16 protein-coding genes are annotated in these 18,681 nt (G+C 39.8%); all 16 read left to right on the top strand.

What is annotated here, in order from left to right; genetic code table 11:
- Positions 1 to 27: 27 nt before the first annotated feature.
- The 16 genes from ACFQZR_RS00510 to ACFQZR_RS00435 all read left to right on the top strand — a co-directional run bounded on the left by ACFQZR_RS00510 (position 28) and on the right by ACFQZR_RS00435 (position 18,585).
- Positions 28 to 807: an ABC transporter permease gene (locus ACFQZR_RS00510; protein WP_379341821.1), complete on the top strand. Its 780-nt coding sequence runs from the start codon at positions 28 to 30 to the stop codon at positions 805 to 807.
- Positions 808 to 845: 38 nt separating this feature from the next.
- Complete coding sequence (locus tag ACFQZR_RS00505; RefSeq protein WP_379341819.1) at positions 846 to 2,492, top strand: ATP-binding cassette domain-containing protein; 1,647 nt, start codon at positions 846 to 848, stop codon at positions 2,490 to 2,492.
- Between the two features lie 42 nt (positions 2,493 to 2,534).
- A complete protein-coding gene (locus ACFQZR_RS00500) occupies positions 2,535 to 4,940 on the top strand; it encodes a methyltransferase domain-containing protein (protein ID WP_379341817.1) in 2,406 nt (801 codons plus the stop codon).
- 29 nt (positions 4,941 to 4,969) lie between these two features.
- A complete protein-coding gene (locus tag ACFQZR_RS00495; RefSeq protein WP_379341815.1) occupies positions 4,970 to 7,684 on the top strand; it encodes a glycoside hydrolase family 99-like domain-containing protein in 2,715 nt (904 codons plus the stop codon).
- A 137-nt stretch (positions 7,685 to 7,821) separates the two neighbouring features.
- The gene (locus tag ACFQZR_RS00490; RefSeq protein WP_379341813.1) at positions 7,822 to 8,217 is read left to right on the top strand and encodes a DegT/DnrJ/EryC1/StrS family aminotransferase; all 396 of its coding nucleotides are present in this window, start codon (positions 7,822 to 7,824) and stop codon (positions 8,215 to 8,217) included.
- Positions 8,218 to 8,445: 228 nt separating this feature from the next.
- Complete coding sequence (locus ACFQZR_RS00485; RefSeq protein ID WP_379341811.1) at positions 8,446 to 9,189, top strand: sugar phosphate nucleotidyltransferase; 744 nt, start codon at positions 8,446 to 8,448, stop codon at positions 9,187 to 9,189.
- Positions 9,190 to 9,198: 9 nt separating this feature from the next.
- Positions 9,199 to 9,747, top strand: coding sequence for a dTDP-4-dehydrorhamnose 3,5-epimerase (gene rfbC / locus ACFQZR_RS00480; protein WP_379341809.1), 549 nt, complete (start codon positions 9,199 to 9,201; stop codon positions 9,745 to 9,747).
- A 13-nt stretch (positions 9,748 to 9,760) separates the two neighbouring features.
- A complete protein-coding gene (rfbB, locus tag ACFQZR_RS00475) occupies positions 9,761 to 10,777 on the top strand; it encodes a dTDP-glucose 4,6-dehydratase (protein ID WP_379341807.1) in 1,017 nt (338 codons plus the stop codon).
- Between the two features lies 1 nt (position 10,778).
- Positions 10,779 to 11,633 carry a dTDP-4-dehydrorhamnose reductase gene (gene rfbD, locus ACFQZR_RS00470; RefSeq protein WP_379341805.1) on the top strand — a complete coding sequence of 285 codons (855 nt, stop codon included), beginning with the start codon at positions 10,779 to 10,781 and terminating at the stop codon, positions 11,631 to 11,633.
- Between the two features lie 154 nt (positions 11,634 to 11,787).
- Positions 11,788 to 12,705, top strand: coding sequence for a glycosyltransferase family 2 protein (locus ACFQZR_RS00465; protein WP_379341803.1), 918 nt, complete (start codon positions 11,788 to 11,790; stop codon positions 12,703 to 12,705).
- A gap of 153 nt (positions 12,706 to 12,858) precedes the next feature.
- Positions 12,859 to 13,719, top strand: coding sequence for a glycosyltransferase family 2 protein (locus tag ACFQZR_RS00460; RefSeq protein WP_379341801.1), 861 nt, complete (start codon positions 12,859 to 12,861; stop codon positions 13,717 to 13,719).
- Positions 13,720 to 13,763: 44 nt separating this feature from the next.
- Positions 13,764 to 15,170 (top strand): undecaprenyl-phosphate glucose phosphotransferase, encoded by a 1,407-nt coding sequence (locus tag ACFQZR_RS00455; RefSeq protein ID WP_379341795.1) that lies wholly within the window; start codon positions 13,764 to 13,766, stop codon positions 15,168 to 15,170.
- Positions 15,171 to 15,220: 50 nt separating this feature from the next.
- A complete protein-coding gene (locus ACFQZR_RS00450) occupies positions 15,221 to 15,361 on the top strand; it encodes a hypothetical protein (RefSeq protein WP_379341793.1) in 141 nt (46 codons plus the stop codon).
- Positions 15,362 to 15,509: 148 nt separating this feature from the next.
- Positions 15,510 to 16,058, top strand: a complete 549-nt coding sequence (locus ACFQZR_RS00445) for an ECF-type riboflavin transporter substrate-binding protein (protein ID WP_379342022.1) — start codon at positions 15,510 to 15,512, stop codon at positions 16,056 to 16,058.
- Between the two features lie 9 nt (positions 16,059 to 16,067).
- A complete protein-coding gene (locus tag ACFQZR_RS00440; protein WP_379341791.1) occupies positions 16,068 to 17,765 on the top strand; it encodes an ABC transporter ATP-binding protein in 1,698 nt (565 codons plus the stop codon).
- Positions 17,758 to 18,585 carry an energy-coupling factor transporter transmembrane component T family protein gene (locus tag ACFQZR_RS00435; RefSeq protein WP_379341789.1) on the top strand — a complete coding sequence of 276 codons (828 nt, stop codon included), beginning with the start codon at positions 17,758 to 17,760 and terminating at the stop codon, positions 18,583 to 18,585. The genes ACFQZR_RS00440 and ACFQZR_RS00435 overlap by 8 nt, the downstream gene beginning before the upstream one ends.
- Positions 18,586 to 18,681 lie beyond the last annotated feature (96 nt).

Here is an 18,681-nt window from a genome sequence, read left to right as displayed (position 1 = left end):
ATTTCGATAATGTGTGGGGGTTTATAAATGTTAAGTAAAATAATAGGAAATAACCATAAATACAGGTTCCTTCTCTCGCAATTGGTAGGAAGGGATTTTAAAACGAAATATAGAAGATCTGTTTTAGGGGTATTATGGAGCCTTTTAAATCCTCTTTTGATTATGGTAGTGCAATACATGGTATTTTCTACGTTGTTCCGTTTTGATATACCTAATTATGCCGTGTATTTGTTGAGTGGTATAGTAATGTTTAACTTTATGTCAGAGGCGACTTCTCAATCTATGACTTGTATTATACAAAATGCTTCATTAATCAATAAAGTTTATGTACCTAAATATATATATCCATTTTCTCGTGTATTGTCGAGCGGTGTGAATTTTTTATTTTCTTTGCTTGCATTGTATACAGTTATTATTGCTACAGGTATGCGTATTACGTATCATCATATCGCATTGGTTTATGGAATAGGTTGCATATTTATTTTTATTTGCGGGCTCTCACTTTTGCTTGCTTCAATGATGGTCTTTTTTCGAGACACACAGTTTTTATATAGTATCATATTGACAATTTGGACTTATATGACCCCTATTTTTTATCCTGAAAGTATTTTGCCTAGTGCGATAATGTCTATAATGAAGTTTAATCCAATGTATCATTTTATAAGATTTATTCGCGTTATAATATTAAATGGCGGTTTTCCTGATCCTAAAGCATGGGTGCTTTGTGCCATATTCGCAATTGGATCGCTATTAATCGGAACATTTGTATTTAATCGAACTCAAAATAAATTTATTCTTTATCTATAAAGAGAGGGATTAGCTTGATAAAAGTAGATAACGTATCTATGAAGTTCCGTATGGCAAACGACCATGTAACAAGCCTTAAGGAATTTTTAGTGAAAAAGATAGCAGGAAAATTAGAATATAAAGAGTTTGTTGCTTTAAAAGGTGTGTCATTTTCTATTGAAAAGGGCGATGTCATAGGGATTATTGGCAACAATGGTGCAGGGAAAAGTACTCTTTTGAAAATAATTTCGGGAATATTACATCCTACATCAGGGAAGGTTGAGATTAGTGGGAATATAGCCCCGATGCTCGAATTGGGCGCAGGTTTTGACGTCGACTTAACCGCTAGAGAGAATGTCTTTTTAAATGGCGCTGTATTAGGTTATTCGAAGGAATATTTGACAAAACGCTATGATGAAATAGTAGAATTTTCGGAATTACACGATTTTATGGATACCCCTATTCGTAATTTTTCTTCGGGGATGATTATGCGGCTAGCATTTTCTATTGCAACTCTTGTGGATCCAGATATCTTGATTGTTGATGAGATTCTATCTGTGGGCGATGCAAAATTCCAGAAAAAAAGTGCAAAAAGAATGCGGGAGCTTATGAGTGGGGGAACCACTGTTATACTGGTTTCGCATAGTATTGAACAGATTAGAGAAATGTGTACTAAGGTTGTTTGGCTGGATCATGGTGTTGTGCAAATGGTCGGAAACACTCGTGATGTCTGTAGTGCATATATGAAGTTCAACAGACAAGAGCCATTGTTGGATGAACAAAAGCATCCAATAAATAAAAACGAGATTTTTGAATGGAAAAAAACATTATATACACCAACAATAATTGAAAAAATCGGCGATGAATATTTTATAGTGGATTGTTGGCATCACCGCGTAATTTATAATGATAACTTAAATGATCCCATAGAGAAATGGAGTACCTTGTCAGATAATTTAGGAGATCCACACTCAATCGCAAGTGATGGCACAGTATATTTAATAGAAGATACAGAGAACAATGAGATAAAAGTATTTCGAAGAGACGGTAAGAATTTTAGATTAACACAAATGATAGAACGAATCGGACAGCGGCCTAACAGAATAGTATACGATGAAGAGAATAAACTTTTTTACGGGATTTCCGCGATGTCACAGCATATATTTGTGCTGAAGAACAGTGGTCATGAAGTTACTACAGAGAAAGTCATAAGATTGGGCTATTTATTAGAAAATTCCTATATTAGAGCGATCTGTTTGATTGATGGAGAACTTTACTTTGTTTCGGGTCCAGGTAAGATTATTGTGGCCAATTATAGAAATTCATCTTTCGACAAGATTAGAGAGTACAAGGTTCCGTTTGAATTGTGTGGTATGAATGATATAACAAAAATCGGCTCGTACTATTATATTAGTGTATATCAAAATGGAGCAAACAAGATTGCTCCTAGGCTTGTTAGAGTTAAGGATTTGAATGATTTAATAAGTTCTAATTATGAAGATGTATACAATGACTTGAATGTGATAGGCGTTCCTTATAATTTCACTCACATTGAAGGAAGGACGTTCTTAACTGAGATCGATTCCTATTCAGCAATCAAATCGTTTAAGTTAGTAGATGATGAAATTTGTGATATTCAGCTACATTATGACGCAGGTACACCTCAACTATCATCCTTACAAAGAAAGCATGGAAATTTAAAATGACAAACCCGTTGAAAGGGATTGTGAGAGATTGGAGGGGATTGTGTGGCGAAACTCAACTTGAAATATTCTAAGAATGAGACGGGATATTCTGATGGAGCAATGGTTGAAGATGAAATACTTGAACTCGTTCGGGATAACGGAGATGTCAATATAACAGAATTGCATAATGTTAGCTGGCCAGTATTTTACCATCTTTCTAATTTGAGAGAGAATATTCTGAACTGGTATCCATTTAAGAAGGATTGCACAATATTGGAGGTGGGTTCAGGTTGTGGTGCAATTACGGGTCTACTTTGCGAAAAGGCTAAGTATGTTGCTTCTATTGAACTAACGGAGAAACGAGCAACTATAAATTATGAACGTCATAAAGATCATGATAATTTAGAAATTTTTGTAGGTAATCTTGGCAATGTGAGATTGGATCAAAAATTTGACTATGTAGTAGTAAATGGTGTACTAGAGTACGCCGGGGGATTCGTTTCAGGAGAAAAACCTTATGAAGAGTTTATAAATATGCTCTCTGAGTACCTCGCTGAAGATGGGGCTATTTTAATTGCGATTGAAAATAGACTTGGACTAAAGTATTTTTCCGGTGCAAAGGAAGATCATTTAGGAGAATTGTTTGTTGGATTGAATACTTATCCAGGAAACGATAAAGTTAGAACGTTTTCTAAAAGTGAAATCACTACTTTAATTGATAATTGCGACCTAACGATTGAGAAATTTTATTATCCATATCCTGATTATAAATTCCCTGAAGTTATCTATTCGGATCTTGGATTTAATAAAGTTCCGCTTTCATATGACGTGCACAGTTACGATACAGACCGCTATATGTTTTTTGATGAAATACAAATGCAAAATCTTTTGGCCAAAGAGAAAGCAGGGGCTTCATTTGCAAACTCTTTTTTAATTGATGTTCGCAAGAAAAATAGGGTGTTAGAACAAAATGAAGAAGATATACTATATGTAAAAATCAATGCTAATAGAGACGATGCATTTAAGATATGCACTATAATTTATAGCCAAGATGAGAAATTAAAAGTAAAGAAACGAGCTCTCTCAGTGGAGGCTATTGGTCATTTGCAACAAATGGGTCGTTTTTATCAGCAGCGCAATCAAGTGAATCACAGCATGTTCTTATTACCTACTCAAATGGTAGGCGATGATTTGGTATGTGATTATTTGGAGTTTCCAACAATGGAAACGGTGTTGTTAAATAAAGAAGCTACAGGGGATAAAGCGAGTTATTTCTCGATACTTCATAAATTTTATTCTATGCTGACCTCTTTTAGCCCACTTGAAATTGATTCATATTCTAAAGGATTTCACGACATATTCGGACCAGGGAAGTTTGAAAAGGAGCTAGAATTTACATCACTAAGCAATGTAGATGTCCTATTTGACAATGTTTTTTATAAGGATAACGAACTGGTTATTTTTGATTATGAATGGTTTATTAACTGTAGTGTGCCTGTAAAGTTTGTTTTTTGGCGCTCTGTCAAAGAGTTTTATGCAAAACATAAATTCTCTAAATCTCTTGTTTCTGAAACAGAGATTTATAATATATACGATATTACGGAAGATATGGTGACGACATTTTATAAGTGGGAAGGGTGTTTTTCTGCTAATTATGTGAAAATGTTGGATAAATCAGCATATCGGAAAAATTTAATTTCTTTGTCTAATGTTCAAACGATATTTAATGCAGATAACCAAACAGCAAATCTGTATGTGGATACTGGAAGGGGATTTAATGATCAAGAGAAATGTCAACAAATATACGATTGCAGTTCAGAGGAGATTATCCTCGAATTTGACATTCAGCAATTTACTAATGTGAAAAGTATACGTTTCGATCCAATTGAGGGTCATCTGTGTAATTGTAAAATAGTTTCTGCCGAAATCGATGGTATAAAGCTCGAACTGGCAGCGTATAACGCATTTCCTTTTAATTCGAAGGGAGATCTATTCATAACAACAGACCCAATTTACTTAGTTCAGGGAAATTCAGTGAGAGGAGAAAAATTGAAGATTCATTTTTCAATACAAATGGTTAAGAAAGATCAAATTTATGATCAAGTTCTGGAGGGAATAGAGTCTGAGCTAGCCAGTAGAGCTGCTATTGATGCGGCGTATAATCAACAGCTCTCAAAAATTACAAGTGAATACAGAAAAGTTACAAGAGAGAATACGAAGATTACTAATGAGTATACGAAAATCACAAACGAATACACAGAATTGGCTAATGATCTACAAAGCACCCAAAATGAAAGTAAACGTCTTAATTCTGAATTGTCCTCATTAAAGCAGGAATACCAGTTCCTTTTATCCCAAAAGGATAATTTATTTAATGATTACCAAGCAGTGTTAAATTCAACAAGTTGGAAGTTTACCAAGCCAATTCGATATATATTAGATAACTTAAAAGTTGGTAAAAAAAAATGAGGAATACGATTAGAGAATATTACAAGCTTGTGAAGAAAACCGAGCAAAACATTAAAAGCAATGGGTGGAAGAAGACAATAAAAAAGATTTTTTTTAAAGGGAAAGATAGTTTTGCAAATGTTAAAGAATCAGGGAGAATAGCTGAAATGGTTCAAACAAGTGATATTTGGATTGATATAGAGAATTGGATTGACCGTACGCCTCACAGCTTTATTGATATATTTCATGTGCCAATGGGGTGGAATACTCCACTATTCCAACGATTTCAACACTTATCTATACAGGCAGGGAATGTAGGGGGAATATCGTTTTACGGTGCTCATCCATTAGTAGATAAAGATATTGAAATATGTGAATTTGTAACTCCTACTCTTTGTATTATTAATCTTGATAATTATGAAGTAAAGAAGAAGTTATTTGAGATTCTGGATAGAAAGTCTGGTCTAAAAATTATTCGCCTACAGTCTATTGATTTAGCAACTACTATAGATGAACTAAAAGCATTTCAAGAAAAAGGTTATGCAATTCTTTATGAGTATATTGATGAACTTACACCTCAAATAACAGGCAATATTCCGAAGTTTGTTTTCGATAGACACGATTATGTCTTGAAAAATGAAGATATATCTATTATTGCCACTGCAGATAAATTGTTTGAACAGGTTAAACCATACCGTACACGGAATATGGATATGATTACGAATGGTGTTGACTATGAACATTGGAATCTAGATCGAAATTTATTAGAATGTCCACAGGATATTCAGGATATTATTAATGAAAATAAAATAATTATCGGTTATCATGGTGCTCTTGCACAATGGATTGATTATGATCTTCTAAAACAGATAGCTGAAGATGAGCGATTTATATTATTAATAATCGGATATGAGCATGATGATTGCATGAAAGAAAGTGGACTCTTAGCATATAAAAATGTGAAATATATCGGATCAAAGCCATATAGTGAACTGAGTCGATACGCGGCATTTTATGATATTGCTATATTGCCTTTCCTTGTAAATGACATTACTAAGTCTGTTTCTCCTGTTAAGATTTTTGAGTATATGGCACAACAGAAACCTATAATTTCGTACGCATTACCAGAGTGTCTAAAATACGAATCTTGTTTAATCGCTCATAATCAACAGGAATTTATTAACAATATTAATAATGCGATAGAATTAAGGTTTGATGAAGATTATTGTAATGTTTTGAAGCAAGAGGCTTTGGAAAACACTTGGCAAGCTATTACTAAGAAGACAATTGATTTGGTCGAAATAGATTATAATAACCAGTTAAGGCGGATAAAAGAGATGGATGGATCTGATCTTCCAACTGAAAAAACTACTGAAGTGCTAACTGTATCAACACCACCGCAGGAAAAAGTATTTTACCGTGCGCTAAAGAAGATATTTTGGAAAATTCCAATTATGCCTGCGAAAACAAAAGAAAGGTTTTTGTTTAATGTGAAAAAGACTTTAAAGCCATCACTATTATCTTATGCGCCAGGTGAACATGCTGTACCTGTAAATACTGGAGATGATCTAGTCTTATCGTCCGCTCCACAGACAGAACATAATTCGAACCAACAAAAATATATAGAGCAAATATTAAGTATACCAGCTCAAGATGTATCAAACTATGTTCCAATTACGGAGACTCCCTACGACCGTCAAAATGGTGATAATAAAATAATTGCATATTACCTTACGCAATTTCATCCTGATCCACACAATGAACAATGGTGGGGTAAGGGAGTTACGGAGTGGAATAATGTTTGCCGTGCCGTTCCTCAGTTCGTGGACCATTATCAACCACGTTTACCAGGTGAGCTGGGTTTTTATGATTTGCGAATAAAAGAAAATATGATGAGGCAAATCGAATTAGCACAGATGTATGGGATCTATGGTTTCTCCTTCTATTACTACTGGTTTAACGGAGAACGCTTGCTTGAAAAGCCAATCGAGATGTTCCTTTCTGATGAAAGCCTCGACTTCCCGTTCTCTCTTTGCTGGGCTAATGAAAATTGGACAAAGCGTTTTGATGGAACCAATTCCGACATTTTGATGGAACAACCTAAAAGCGTGGAAAGCTACAAAAATGTGATTCATGACATGGTCCGATTTTTAAAAGATAAGCGTTATATTACAATACAAGGTAAAAAATTAATAACGGTATATAGACCTGCATTAATGCCTGAACCTACAGAAGTACTTCAATATTGGCGTGAATATTGTCATGTGCAGGGAATCGGTGATTTGTACATCGTGGCTGTAAAAGAAAATATGGTTGAACTGGATTTGCTCGGCATTGGTTATGATGCTATTTCTGAGTTCCATCCAGGAACTGTTTATACAAATTGTAAAAATATTACGCATGATATTGATTATGTTCGTAGTGATTTCTCTGGTGAGGTCTTTGATTATCAGGATTTAGTAGAGAATCAAAAGTATTTTAAATACAATTTACCGAAGCTTTATCGTGCTGTAATGCCAATGTGGGATAACACTGCACGTAGAAATAATAAAGGTATGATATTCCAAGGCGCTACCCCTACATTGTATAAACAATGGCTCATAGATGTAATATCGGAAGGTAAAAATAGATCGGATCTAGATGATCAGATGGTCTTTATTAATGCGTGGAATGAATGGGGAGAAGGGGCATATCTAGAACCCGATAAAAAGTATGGATATGCGTATTTGCAGGCTACTAAAGAGGCAGTGGAAGAATCAAGATAAAGAATGATGTATAGAAGGCACTTGTACACGTGTGCGTATTAAGAAGCAACAATGGTTTATTCAGGATAGACAACTGCAAATCTGCTTAATAGTAGCTAGTTGCTAGTGAATCAAATTTGGGAATGGAGGGATGATTGATGATGCGTCTAAATAATCATCCCTCCGATTTTGATGAGTGTGCACTAATTATTAATGATGAAAGACTTATTGAGCGTGGGGAAATAATTCGCGAAAAAGGTACAAATCGTTCAAAATTTTTCAGAGGACAAGTTGATAAATATTCCTGGGTAGATATTGGATCGTCATATCTTCCTAGTGAATTAACTGCGGCTTTTTTGTTTGCGCAATTAGAAAGTGCCGATGAAATAAATTCCTATCGATTAGATTGTTGGAATACTTATTACAAACAGCTAAGACCATTAGAAGATGCTAGGAAAGTAAGCCTTCCTTATATTTGTGATAATACTAACCATAATGCACATATGTTTTACTTGAAAACTGCAAATTTAGATGAAAGAACTCAACTCGGCTGATTGATTTTTTGAAACAGAAAGGAATTCATACAGTTTTCCATTATGTTCCTTTACATTCTTCTATAGCAGGACTTGAATATGGTCAAATGATAGGAGAAGAAGATAAGTATACCACTATGGAAAGCGAACGTTTAGTTCGACTTCCTCTATACTACAACATTTCTATTGGTGAACTAACTGTGTAGTTATTGAGGGTATATACGAGTTTTATTTGAAAGGAGATTTACTATGAAAGGTATAATACTAGCGGGCGGTACTGGCTCACGTCTCTATCCATTGACAAAAGTTACCAATAAACATCTTCTTCCAGTAGGGAAATATCCTATGATTTTCCATTCCATTTACAAACTTAAGCAAGCCGATATAACTGACATTCTCATTGTCACGGGGAAAGATCATATGGGAGATGTAGTTAACTTACTTGGCAGCGGTAGAGAAATGGGACTTTCCTTTACCTATAAAGTTCAGGATGAAGCTGGAGGTATTGCTCAAGCGCTTGACCTTGCTGAACATTTTGTTGGGGAAGATCAAACGGTTGTTATTTTGGGGGATAATGTATTCGAAGATGACATTTCACCATATATTAATAATTTTAATGAACAGAAAATTGGCGCTAAAATTCTTCTTCAAGAAGTTCATGATCCTAAGCGCTACGGTGTAGCAGAACTGGACGGAGATAAAATAGTTTCTATCGAAGAAAAACCACAGACCCCCAAAAGCAATTATGCTGTAACTGGCATCTATATGTTCGACAGTTCTGTATTTGATATTGTGAAAACATTGAAACCATCCGGTCGTGGTGAGCTAGAAATTACAGACGTAAATAATGCGTATATCGCTCGCGGTGAGCTTACTTACGATGTGCTTCAGGGATGGTGGACGGATGCTGGGACGCATGTCTCTTGGGCAAAAGCCAATGAGTTAGCACAAAATATTACGTTTTCCGAAGAGTTCGGAAAATTGAAATTGTAGAGGTGTGCCATGAAAGTAATCGATACGAAATTACAAGGCGTCCGAATCATTGAACCTTCGGTCCATGGGGACCATCGCGGTTTTTTTATGGAAAGTTACAACAGTGCGAAGTTTCGTGAATATAATATGGATTGTGTTTTTGTGCAAGACAACCATTCCTTATCTGTCGAGAAGGGCGTTATTCGCGGACTGCATTATCAATTAAATCCAAAAGCACAGACAAAGTTAGTTCGTGCAGTGGCTGGTGCAATTTATGATGTTGTGGTAGACATTCGACGCAATTCACCCACTTTTGGCCAATGGATCGGTGTTCATTTGAGCGCAGAGAACAAGCGCCAATTGCTTGTGCCTCAAGGTTTCGCTCATGGATTCTGTACGACAGAACCCAATACAGAGGTCCTCTATAAAGTAGATGAACTTTACTCCTCTGAACATGATCGGGGTATTCTATGGAATGATCCTGCGCTAGGCATTGATTGGCCAACGGATCAACCGATTCTATCAGATAAAGACACGAAACATCCGTTATTACGCGATGCAGACATCAATTTTGAGTGAGGGGGAGCCAGTGTTGAAGTTATTGGTTACAGGCGGTGCCGGGTTTATCGGAAGTAACTTTGTAATTTACATGGTGAATAAGTATCCAGAGTATCAGATTATCAATCTAGATGCTCTAACGTATGCAGGGAACTTAGAAAACTTGAAGAGTATTGAGAATCAACCGAATTATACTTTTGTAAAAGGCGATATCGCTGATGCTAAAAAAGTAGATGAGATATTTCAGCAAGGCGTTGATATTGTAGTTAACTTTGCAGCGGAATCCCATGTGGATCGCAGTATTTTGGATCCAGGCATTTTCGTACAAACGAATGTCATGGGTACCCAGGTATTGCTCGAGGCAGCACGTAAATATAATGTTCAAAAATATGTTCAAATCTCAACGGATGAAGTGTACGGAACACTTGGTGATACAGGCATGTTCTCGGAAACCACACCGCTGGCACCGAATAGTCCATATTCGGCAAGTAAAACAGGTGGAGATCTGCTTGTTCGTGCATATCATGAGACATACGGGATGAATGTAAATATCACGCGATGTTCGAATAACTATGGTCCTTATCATTTTCCAGAGAAATTAATTCCGTTAATGATCTCAAATGCTCTAAATGATAAGCAGCTTCCTGTATATGGAGACGGATTAAATGTCCGTGACTGGCTGTATGTTGAAGATCATTGCAGTGCGATCGATCTGGTCATTCATAACGGTAAAAGCGGTGAAGTATACAACGTTGGTGGTAACAATGAATGGACGAATATCCAAATTGTCGAGACGATTCTTGAAGCACTAGATAAACCTAAATCACTGATTACTTATGTAGCAGATCGTCTGGGTCATGACCGCCGGTATGCCATTGATGCGACGAAAATTCGTACAGAATTGGGATGGCAGCCGAAGTATCATTTTGAGACGGGAATTAAAAAGACGATTCAATGGTACTTGGACAATAAGGACTGGTGGACGCGAATTCAATCAGGAGCTTATCAAGAATATTATGCGAAGCAATATGGCGAGAGCCTAGGTGAGTAACATGAAGATCATTGTAACGGGTGCAAATGGTCAGTTGGGTCAGGATGTAGTTCGAATTTTCGCGGAAATGGGGCACGATGTGCTCGCCTGTTCCCGCCAAGAGTTAGATATTACGAATCAACTGCAATGCGAGTCTGTCATTTTTGCTCATCAACCTAATGCCATCATTCATTGCGCAGCATATACAGCTGTTGATGCAGCAGAGACGGATGAAGATGGAGCATATCTTGTAAATGCTGTCGGAAGCCGTAATATCGCAGTAGCCGCCGAAAAGGTCGGAGCTAAAGTATGCTATATTAGCACGGATTACGTGTTTGATGGCAATTCAACAGTGGCTTACCGTGAATATGATAATACGGACCCTCAGACAGTTTACGGGAAATCCAAACGAGCAGGGGAGCATCTTGTTCAAACGCTCTCTTCGAAATACTATATTGTGCGTACTTCTTGGGTATATGGAGCTCACGGTAACAACTTTGTGAAAACAATGTTGAAGTTGGGAGCTGAAAAACCATCTCTTCAAGTGGTTCATGATCAAGTAGGATCACCTACGTATACAGACGATCTAGCTCATTTCCTTGAGGAACTTATTCAGACGGAGTATTATGGTATTTATCATGCTTCGAACACAGATTCCTGCTCATGGTATGAGTTCGCACAAGCAATATTTGAGGAGGCGGGCTTGAAGGCAGAATTATTGCCGTGCACAACAGAGCAATTCCCGCGCCCAGCACGAAGACCTAGCAACTCTGTTATGGAGCATTTGTCTATCCGAACGAACGGACTTCGAGATTTACGCCCATGGCGTGATGCGTTGAAGGAATTCATCGAAGTTAACAAAAATAAGATAATATAGTTATTTATACGAAAGATTGCTGGGGATATTTCCCCAGTAGTCTTTTCTTTTTGAGAAAATGATAAAACTAGGATTCTCTGTATATATATCTTATAATCGTACAAAGAAGATCATTCCTTACATCTTCTTAATGATCAAAGTATGAAGGTGACGTATGGAAAAGGTTCAAGTACTAATGTCAACATATAATGGAGAAGCCTTTATAGAGGAGCAAATACAAAGCATTCTTCAACAAAGTTATTCTGAAGTCTCAATTTTGATTAGAGATGACGGATCCAAGGATAATACGGTGTCGGTAATTAACAGACTAATTGAAAGAAATCCAGGTAAGATTGTACTCATTAAGGGTGAGAACTTAGGAGTAGTACAAAGCTTTTTTGAGTTACTTCAATTTTCTGATGATACTGCTTCTTACTATTGTTTTTGTGATCAGGACGATGTATGGATGTCAGATAAAATAGAAAGAGCCATAGGAGGATTGCGATCATGTGCTGCTGCGGGGATGTTCTTTACCTCAACTATGCTTGTAGATCAAGAATTAAATGAAATCAAAATATGGCCTAGCCCACATGAACGAGAGCCGTCCTTTTATAACTCATTAGTTCAAAATATAGCTGTTGGAGCAACGATGGTAATGAACAAAGCAGCTCGCAATCTGCTCATTTCCAAGTCACCTAATACCAATAATCTTTTAATGCACGACTGGTGGGTATACACATGTATTTCCGCTTTTGGCGAAGTAATCTACGACTCCAAACCAACGATGTATTATCGTCAGCATGGGAATAATGTCGTCGGAGGCAATACAACAGCGATCCACAAATGGCAAAAGAAATGGGAAAGTTTTCGCAAACACTCAGGGGATAAGATTTTAAAAAGACAAGCCGTAGAGTTCGCAAGACAATACGGTGATCAACTTGATGCTGAGAAACGAAACCAACTTCAATTATTCATTCAGCCAAGAACATCTTTAAAACAGAGATTGAACTATCTTCACAAATCAAAGTTATATCGTCAGTCGTGGGCTGAAAACCAATTATTTAAATTCCTTGTGCTAATAGATTATATTTAAAATCATCCAAAACAAGACTAATTCCGACATCTAACAACTACCCTTTAAGTCAATTCTTTATCAAGACTTTAACGGGTTAACCCTGTTAACTCCGAACTCTAGTCTTTTTCTATGCTATAATAAGTCTATCAACTCTCGAGATGGAGATCATTAATGGACTTAAGTATTATCATCCTCAACTACAATACACGACAATTAACACTAGATTGCCTGCAATCGGTCTACGCTTCGACAACATCATATCGATACGAAGTGATACTAATCGACAATAACTCATCCGACGATTCGGTTGAGCAATTGCAACGCCATTACCCTGAAACGCATCTCATCGTGAATGAAGAGAATGTCGGCTTCTCCCGTGCGAACAATCAAGGTATGCGTGTGGCGCAAGGCCGATATATATTACTACTAAACTCCGATACGATCGTCGAGCCGGACACGTTCGAGCTCATGCTCCAGTTCATGTACAGTCACCCTGAAGTCGGAGCTTCTGGCTGCAAAGTGGTGCTCCCGGATGGTTCATTGGATAAGGCATGCCGGCGCGGCTTTCCTACGCCTTCAGCGTCATTCTATTACGCATTTGGCTTCTCACGGATGTTCCCGAACAATCCGCGCTTCAATCAATACCAACTTGGCTATCTCAGTCCCGATGAATCCTATCCCATAGATTGCCTCGTCGGCGCCTTCATGCTCGTACGCAGAGAAGCGATTGATCAGGTGGGTATGCTGGATGAGGAGTTTTTCATGTACGGAGAAGATATTGATTGGTGCTACCGGATCAAACAAGCAGGGTGGCAGAACTACTACTACTCGCGCACATTCATTACGCACTATAAGGGTGCAAGCAGTCGGCGCAAACCATTCAAGATCATCTACGAGTTTCATCGTGCCATGTACTTGTTTCATCGCAAGCATTACCGCCAACATTACTCGATTCTGACCAATGGACTCGTTTACGCAGGTATATTGGTGAAATTTTCGACATCACTCATCAAAAATAAAATGTTACGATAGAATCAAACGAATTCCTATCTTCTTGAATTAATTGAGGTGACAGCATGCTGCGTAAGAACCAGCGATTTCTGACGCAACTTTATATTATAGCTGACTTTGTAATGATCCAGATCATCTTTCTATTCGCCTATTGGATGAAGTTCCTGAGCGGACTAATGGAGCACGAATCTCCGCTCCCACTGTCGGAATACTCCAAATGGAGCCTCATCTACGGCGGCATCGCCGTCGTCATCGGTATGATGAGCAGCTTCTACTCACCGAAGCGTAAGAAGCGATTCGCCGACGACTTCTGGCGCGTCATTCAGGTGCATCTGATCAGCTTATTTGTGCTCCTAAGTCTATTGTTCTACTTTAAAGCCGTACATATCTCGCGTGAATATCTTGCGGTTTATATGATCGGTAACGTGCTTGCGATCCTTTTCTACCGTTTTGCAGTCAAAAAAGGACTCCGCCACTTCCGTGAGAAAGGTTTTAATAAACAATTTGTGCTTATCCTAGGCGCGGGTACACTGGGCAAAAGATTTTACAAGAACCTGAAGCAGCATCCTGAAATGGGCTATGAAGTCTTTGGCTTCCTGGATGACCAACAAGAAATCGACGAGCAATTCGCTCTCAAATATAAGCCAATTCTCGGGACCATCGACGACCTCGAACAGATCATTGAGCAGCGACTGATCGATGAAGTGATCATCGCACTTCCACTCGAGGCGCACCACCGATTCCCGCATATTATTAATGTGTGTGAAAAAGCCGGCGTCCGAACACTCATCATTCCCGATTTCTTCGACTACTTACCAGCACGGCCAACGTTTGATAATTTCGCAGGTATGCCGCTTATCAACGTGCGGGATATCCCGCTCGATCTCATGAGCAACCGCATCTTAAAGCGCGCTTTTGATATTGCTTTTGCACTTTTTGCTATCCTACTAACATCACCAGTTCTGCTCTTTGCTGCAATCGGCATCAAATTAACATCACCAGGCCCGATTATCTTCAAGCAAGAGCGTGTAGGCCTCAATCGCCGCAACTTCATGATGTTCAAGTTCAGATCGATGCGCGTTCAATCGCAAGGGACCTCTGATACGAAGTGGACGACCGAGAACGATCCACGGAAGACGAAGTTCGGTTCGTTCCTCCGCAAAACAAGTCTCGACGAGCTGCCGCAATTCTTCAACGTACTGCTCGGACATATGAGCATTGTTGGCCCGAGGCCAGAGCGACCTTTCTTTGTTGATCAATTCAAGGAAGAAATTCCGAAATACATGGTCAAGCACCATGTCCGCCCTGGCATTACAGGTTGGGCGCAGAGCAACGGCCTGCGCGGGGATACATCGATCGAAGAGCGCATTCGCTATGATATCTTTTATATTGAGAATTGGTCCATTCTCTTCGATGTGAAGATCATCTGGAAGACAGTAATCAATGGTTTTATCAATAAGAACGCGTATTAACGCACCTTAAACTCCCGATACTAGTGACATCTAGTAGAGGGGGTTTTTCTATGACAATGCATCCGCATGACTCATCTGACACTTATGACGAAGAAGAGAGCAGGAACCCCGGCCGTGGCTGGCTCATCGGCGGTGGATTAAGCATCCTGCTATGGATTCTAATCATCCTGGCCATACGACAACTCTTTTAATCAGACTCCGACTAAATTCCTAACAATTTCATAGTTCTGAATATTGAATATTCGGAATATTACTATTGAATCCGAGGGTCATTTCCTTTAGTATTAGCTTATTATCAAATGGTGAGAGGGGAATTTTGGCTAGATGAATCAGAAGTCAATTTTTAATTTCAGCACACTCGTTGTGGTCGCGATCGGGATCGGCGCAGCGTTGTATGGCTTTTTAGGATTTTTTGGTTTTACAGTAGGTCCAGCGACATGGATTAAGCCCGCGGTTGCGTTCTTGACGATCTTTGGCGCATTGTTCGGTCCCGTGATTGGTTTCTTAATCGGATTTATCGGCCACGTCATTACGGATTTGATGTCAGGTGGGGGCGTCTGGTGGGGTTGGGCGCTTGGATCGGGACTCATCGGTTTATTCAGTGGATTCGTATATTTGAGCAAAGGTTTCAATGTAAAAGCAGGCGCTTACGCGAAGAAACATCTATACCAAATCATAATATTCGGTGTGCTTGGATGTCTCGTAGGGATGGGGGAAGCGACAATTTTCGACGTTCTCTTCATGGGTGAGCCATTAGACAAAATGCTCGTTCAATTCTGGGGCGCATTCCTATCGAACATCGTCGTTGTTGCCGTCCTGGGTCTACCGATCATCCTTGCCATCTTACGTGTGAATAAGAAGAGCACGAACTTAACCATCGAGAAATAGGAGTACAGCATGATATCCTTCCAACAATTCAGCTTTCAATATCAGAAGTTAACCGAGCCGACGCTGCGGAACATCAATCTTGAGATCCAGCCTGGTGAGAAAATATTAATTGCCGGCCCAAGCGGCTCTGGCAAGTCGACATTAGCCCATTGTATCAATGGGCTGATTCCTTTTACGTACGAAGGCAAGATCGAAGGCACGATGACGATCAACGGAGAGCCCACAACAGGCAAGAGTATTTTCGAGATCAGCAAAACCGTTGGTACCATTCTTCAGGATCTGGATGGACAGTTCATCGGTCTATCGGTCGGCGAGGACGTTGCCTTTTCCTTTGAAAATGATGGCGTATCGCGCAAACAGATGCGCGAGGAAGTGGAGCGTGCACTCACGACCGTCAATATGCTTCCATTTATAGATCAAAGCCCACATGATCTCTCCGGTGGACAGAAACAGCGCGTGTCACTAGCGGGCATTCTCTCAACGCAAGCCGATATTCTACTCTTTGATGAGCCGCTCGCGAATTTGGATCCAGCCAGCGGCAAGCAAGCCATGCAGATGATTGACGACATTCATAAGCAGACGGGCAAGACGATTATCATCATCGAGCATCGAATTGAAGATGTTCTCGAGCAGCCTATCGATCGTATCGTGGTTATGAGCGAAGGTGAGATTCAAGCGATCGGAACGCCGGATGAGATTCTAGCCTCTGATGTTCTTCGCAAGCATGGACTACGTGAACCTCTCTACATTGAGGCGCTGAAATATGCCGGATGCGAGCTCTCTACAGCCGATAAATTAACGCAGTTAAATAACATGAAATTACCGAAGTTCGAGCATGCACTCGAGGCATGGTACGAATCCGCCGCTGCTTCAACAGAAGTCCAGAACCGCGAACCGCTACTAGACGTTCAGAATCTTCGCTTTGCTTATGATGGAGCACATGAGGTCATTCGTGGTGTTTCTTTCCAAGTTCATGAAGGGGAGATCGTATCACTGCTCGGTAATAATGGTGCGGGCAAATCGACCCTGAGCCATCTGATCATGGGGATTGTTCGTCAGACATCCGGCGAGATCCGGCTGCAAGGCGAGGACATTCGTCCCTGGAACATACGGCAGCGCGGTGAGAAGATTGGCTATGTGATGCAGAACCCGAATCAAATGATCACACAGCATATGATCTGGGATGAAGTTGCACTTGGACTAACGGTTCGTGGAGTAGCCAAAGAGATCGTGGATCAGAAGGTGGAGCACGTGCTGCGCATTTGCGGTCTTTATCCGTATCGCAACTGGCCGATCTCTGCGCTGAGCTATGGTCAGAAGAAGAGGGTTACGATTGCAGCAGTTCTAGCGATGGAGCCGAAGCTGATTATTTTGGACGAGCCGACGGCGGGTCAGGACTATAAGCACTACACCGAATTTATGGAGTTTATTTCGAAATTGTCGCAGACGGGACTTTCGTTCATTTTCATCACCCATGATATGCATTTGGCCTTGGAATACACAGATCGTGCAGTCGTTCTATCGGGTGGCGAAGTCATTGCGAGTGATCGCGTGGCGAGTGTGCTGACGAACGCCGAGGTGATTGAAAGGGCGAATTTGAAAGAAACCTCGCTCTCCATGTTGTCGCGAATGATCGGACTGCCTTCAGCAGAAGGATTCGTGCAGCATTTTATTAATTATGAAAAAAAGGTGAAGCACCATGAGTAAGATGGGAACGTTATATGCTCCCGGGGATTCCATTTTCCACCGTATGGATGGCAGTATCAAAATGTTATTGTTCGCCGCATGGACGATCACGACATTTCTTTTTCTAGATTTGCGCGTTTTTATCGTAATGCTCTTCATCGGGACCATTCTATTATTATCCGCGAAAATACCATTCCGGCAGATTCGGATTCTGCTCTGGGTGATGATCGTCTTTAACGTATTTAACACGGCCTTTATTATTCTCATTACGCCGACGTATGGCTCAGAGCTGACTGGAACGAATACACCGGTCTTGAATATTGGCTACAATACGATTAATCTAGAGACGTTGTTCTATGTATTGACGCTCACGGCCAAATATTTGACGCTGCTCCCTGTGAGCTTGCTCTTTATTTTCACCACACATCCGAGTAAGTTCGCGAGCAGTCTGAATCGGATCGGCGTTCCTTATAAAATCGCCTACGCCGTCAATATTGCATTCCGTTATATTCCGGATATTCAATCGGAGTTCCGGGGGATCACGAATTCGATGCAAATGCGCGGGATCGGGTTTCGTAAGGGAGATGCACCATTCACACAGCGGGTGAAAAATGTGACGTCGATTGCCATTCCGATGTTATACTCGTCACTCCAGCGTATTGAGGTTGTCTCTAATGCCATGGAGTTACGTGGATTCGGCAAACATAAACGCCGTACATGGTACGCCATGGAGGATCTGCGTGCCATGGATTACACCGTAGGCGCATTGTGCATATTGGTAACTGCCAGTGCGATCTGGCTGAAGATTGGTGTGCTCAGTGGATTCTGGTATCCATTTTAAAGTAATCATAGACCGCAACCTTCTCGAGGTGAGCGGTCTATTTCTTTGTTCCCTGCGAGCCCCATCCTATGCTATAATTTAGAGAACATACATTCG

The sequence above is a fragment of the Paenibacillus sp. GCM10027629 genome, from assembly GCF_042676425.1.
Taxonomy (GTDB): domain Bacteria; phylum Bacillota; class Bacilli; order Paenibacillales; family Paenibacillaceae; genus Paenibacillus_K; species Paenibacillus_K terrigena.
The sequence above is the reverse complement of the archived record's forward strand: the minus strand, read 5'-3'. Positions and strand labels throughout refer to the sequence as shown.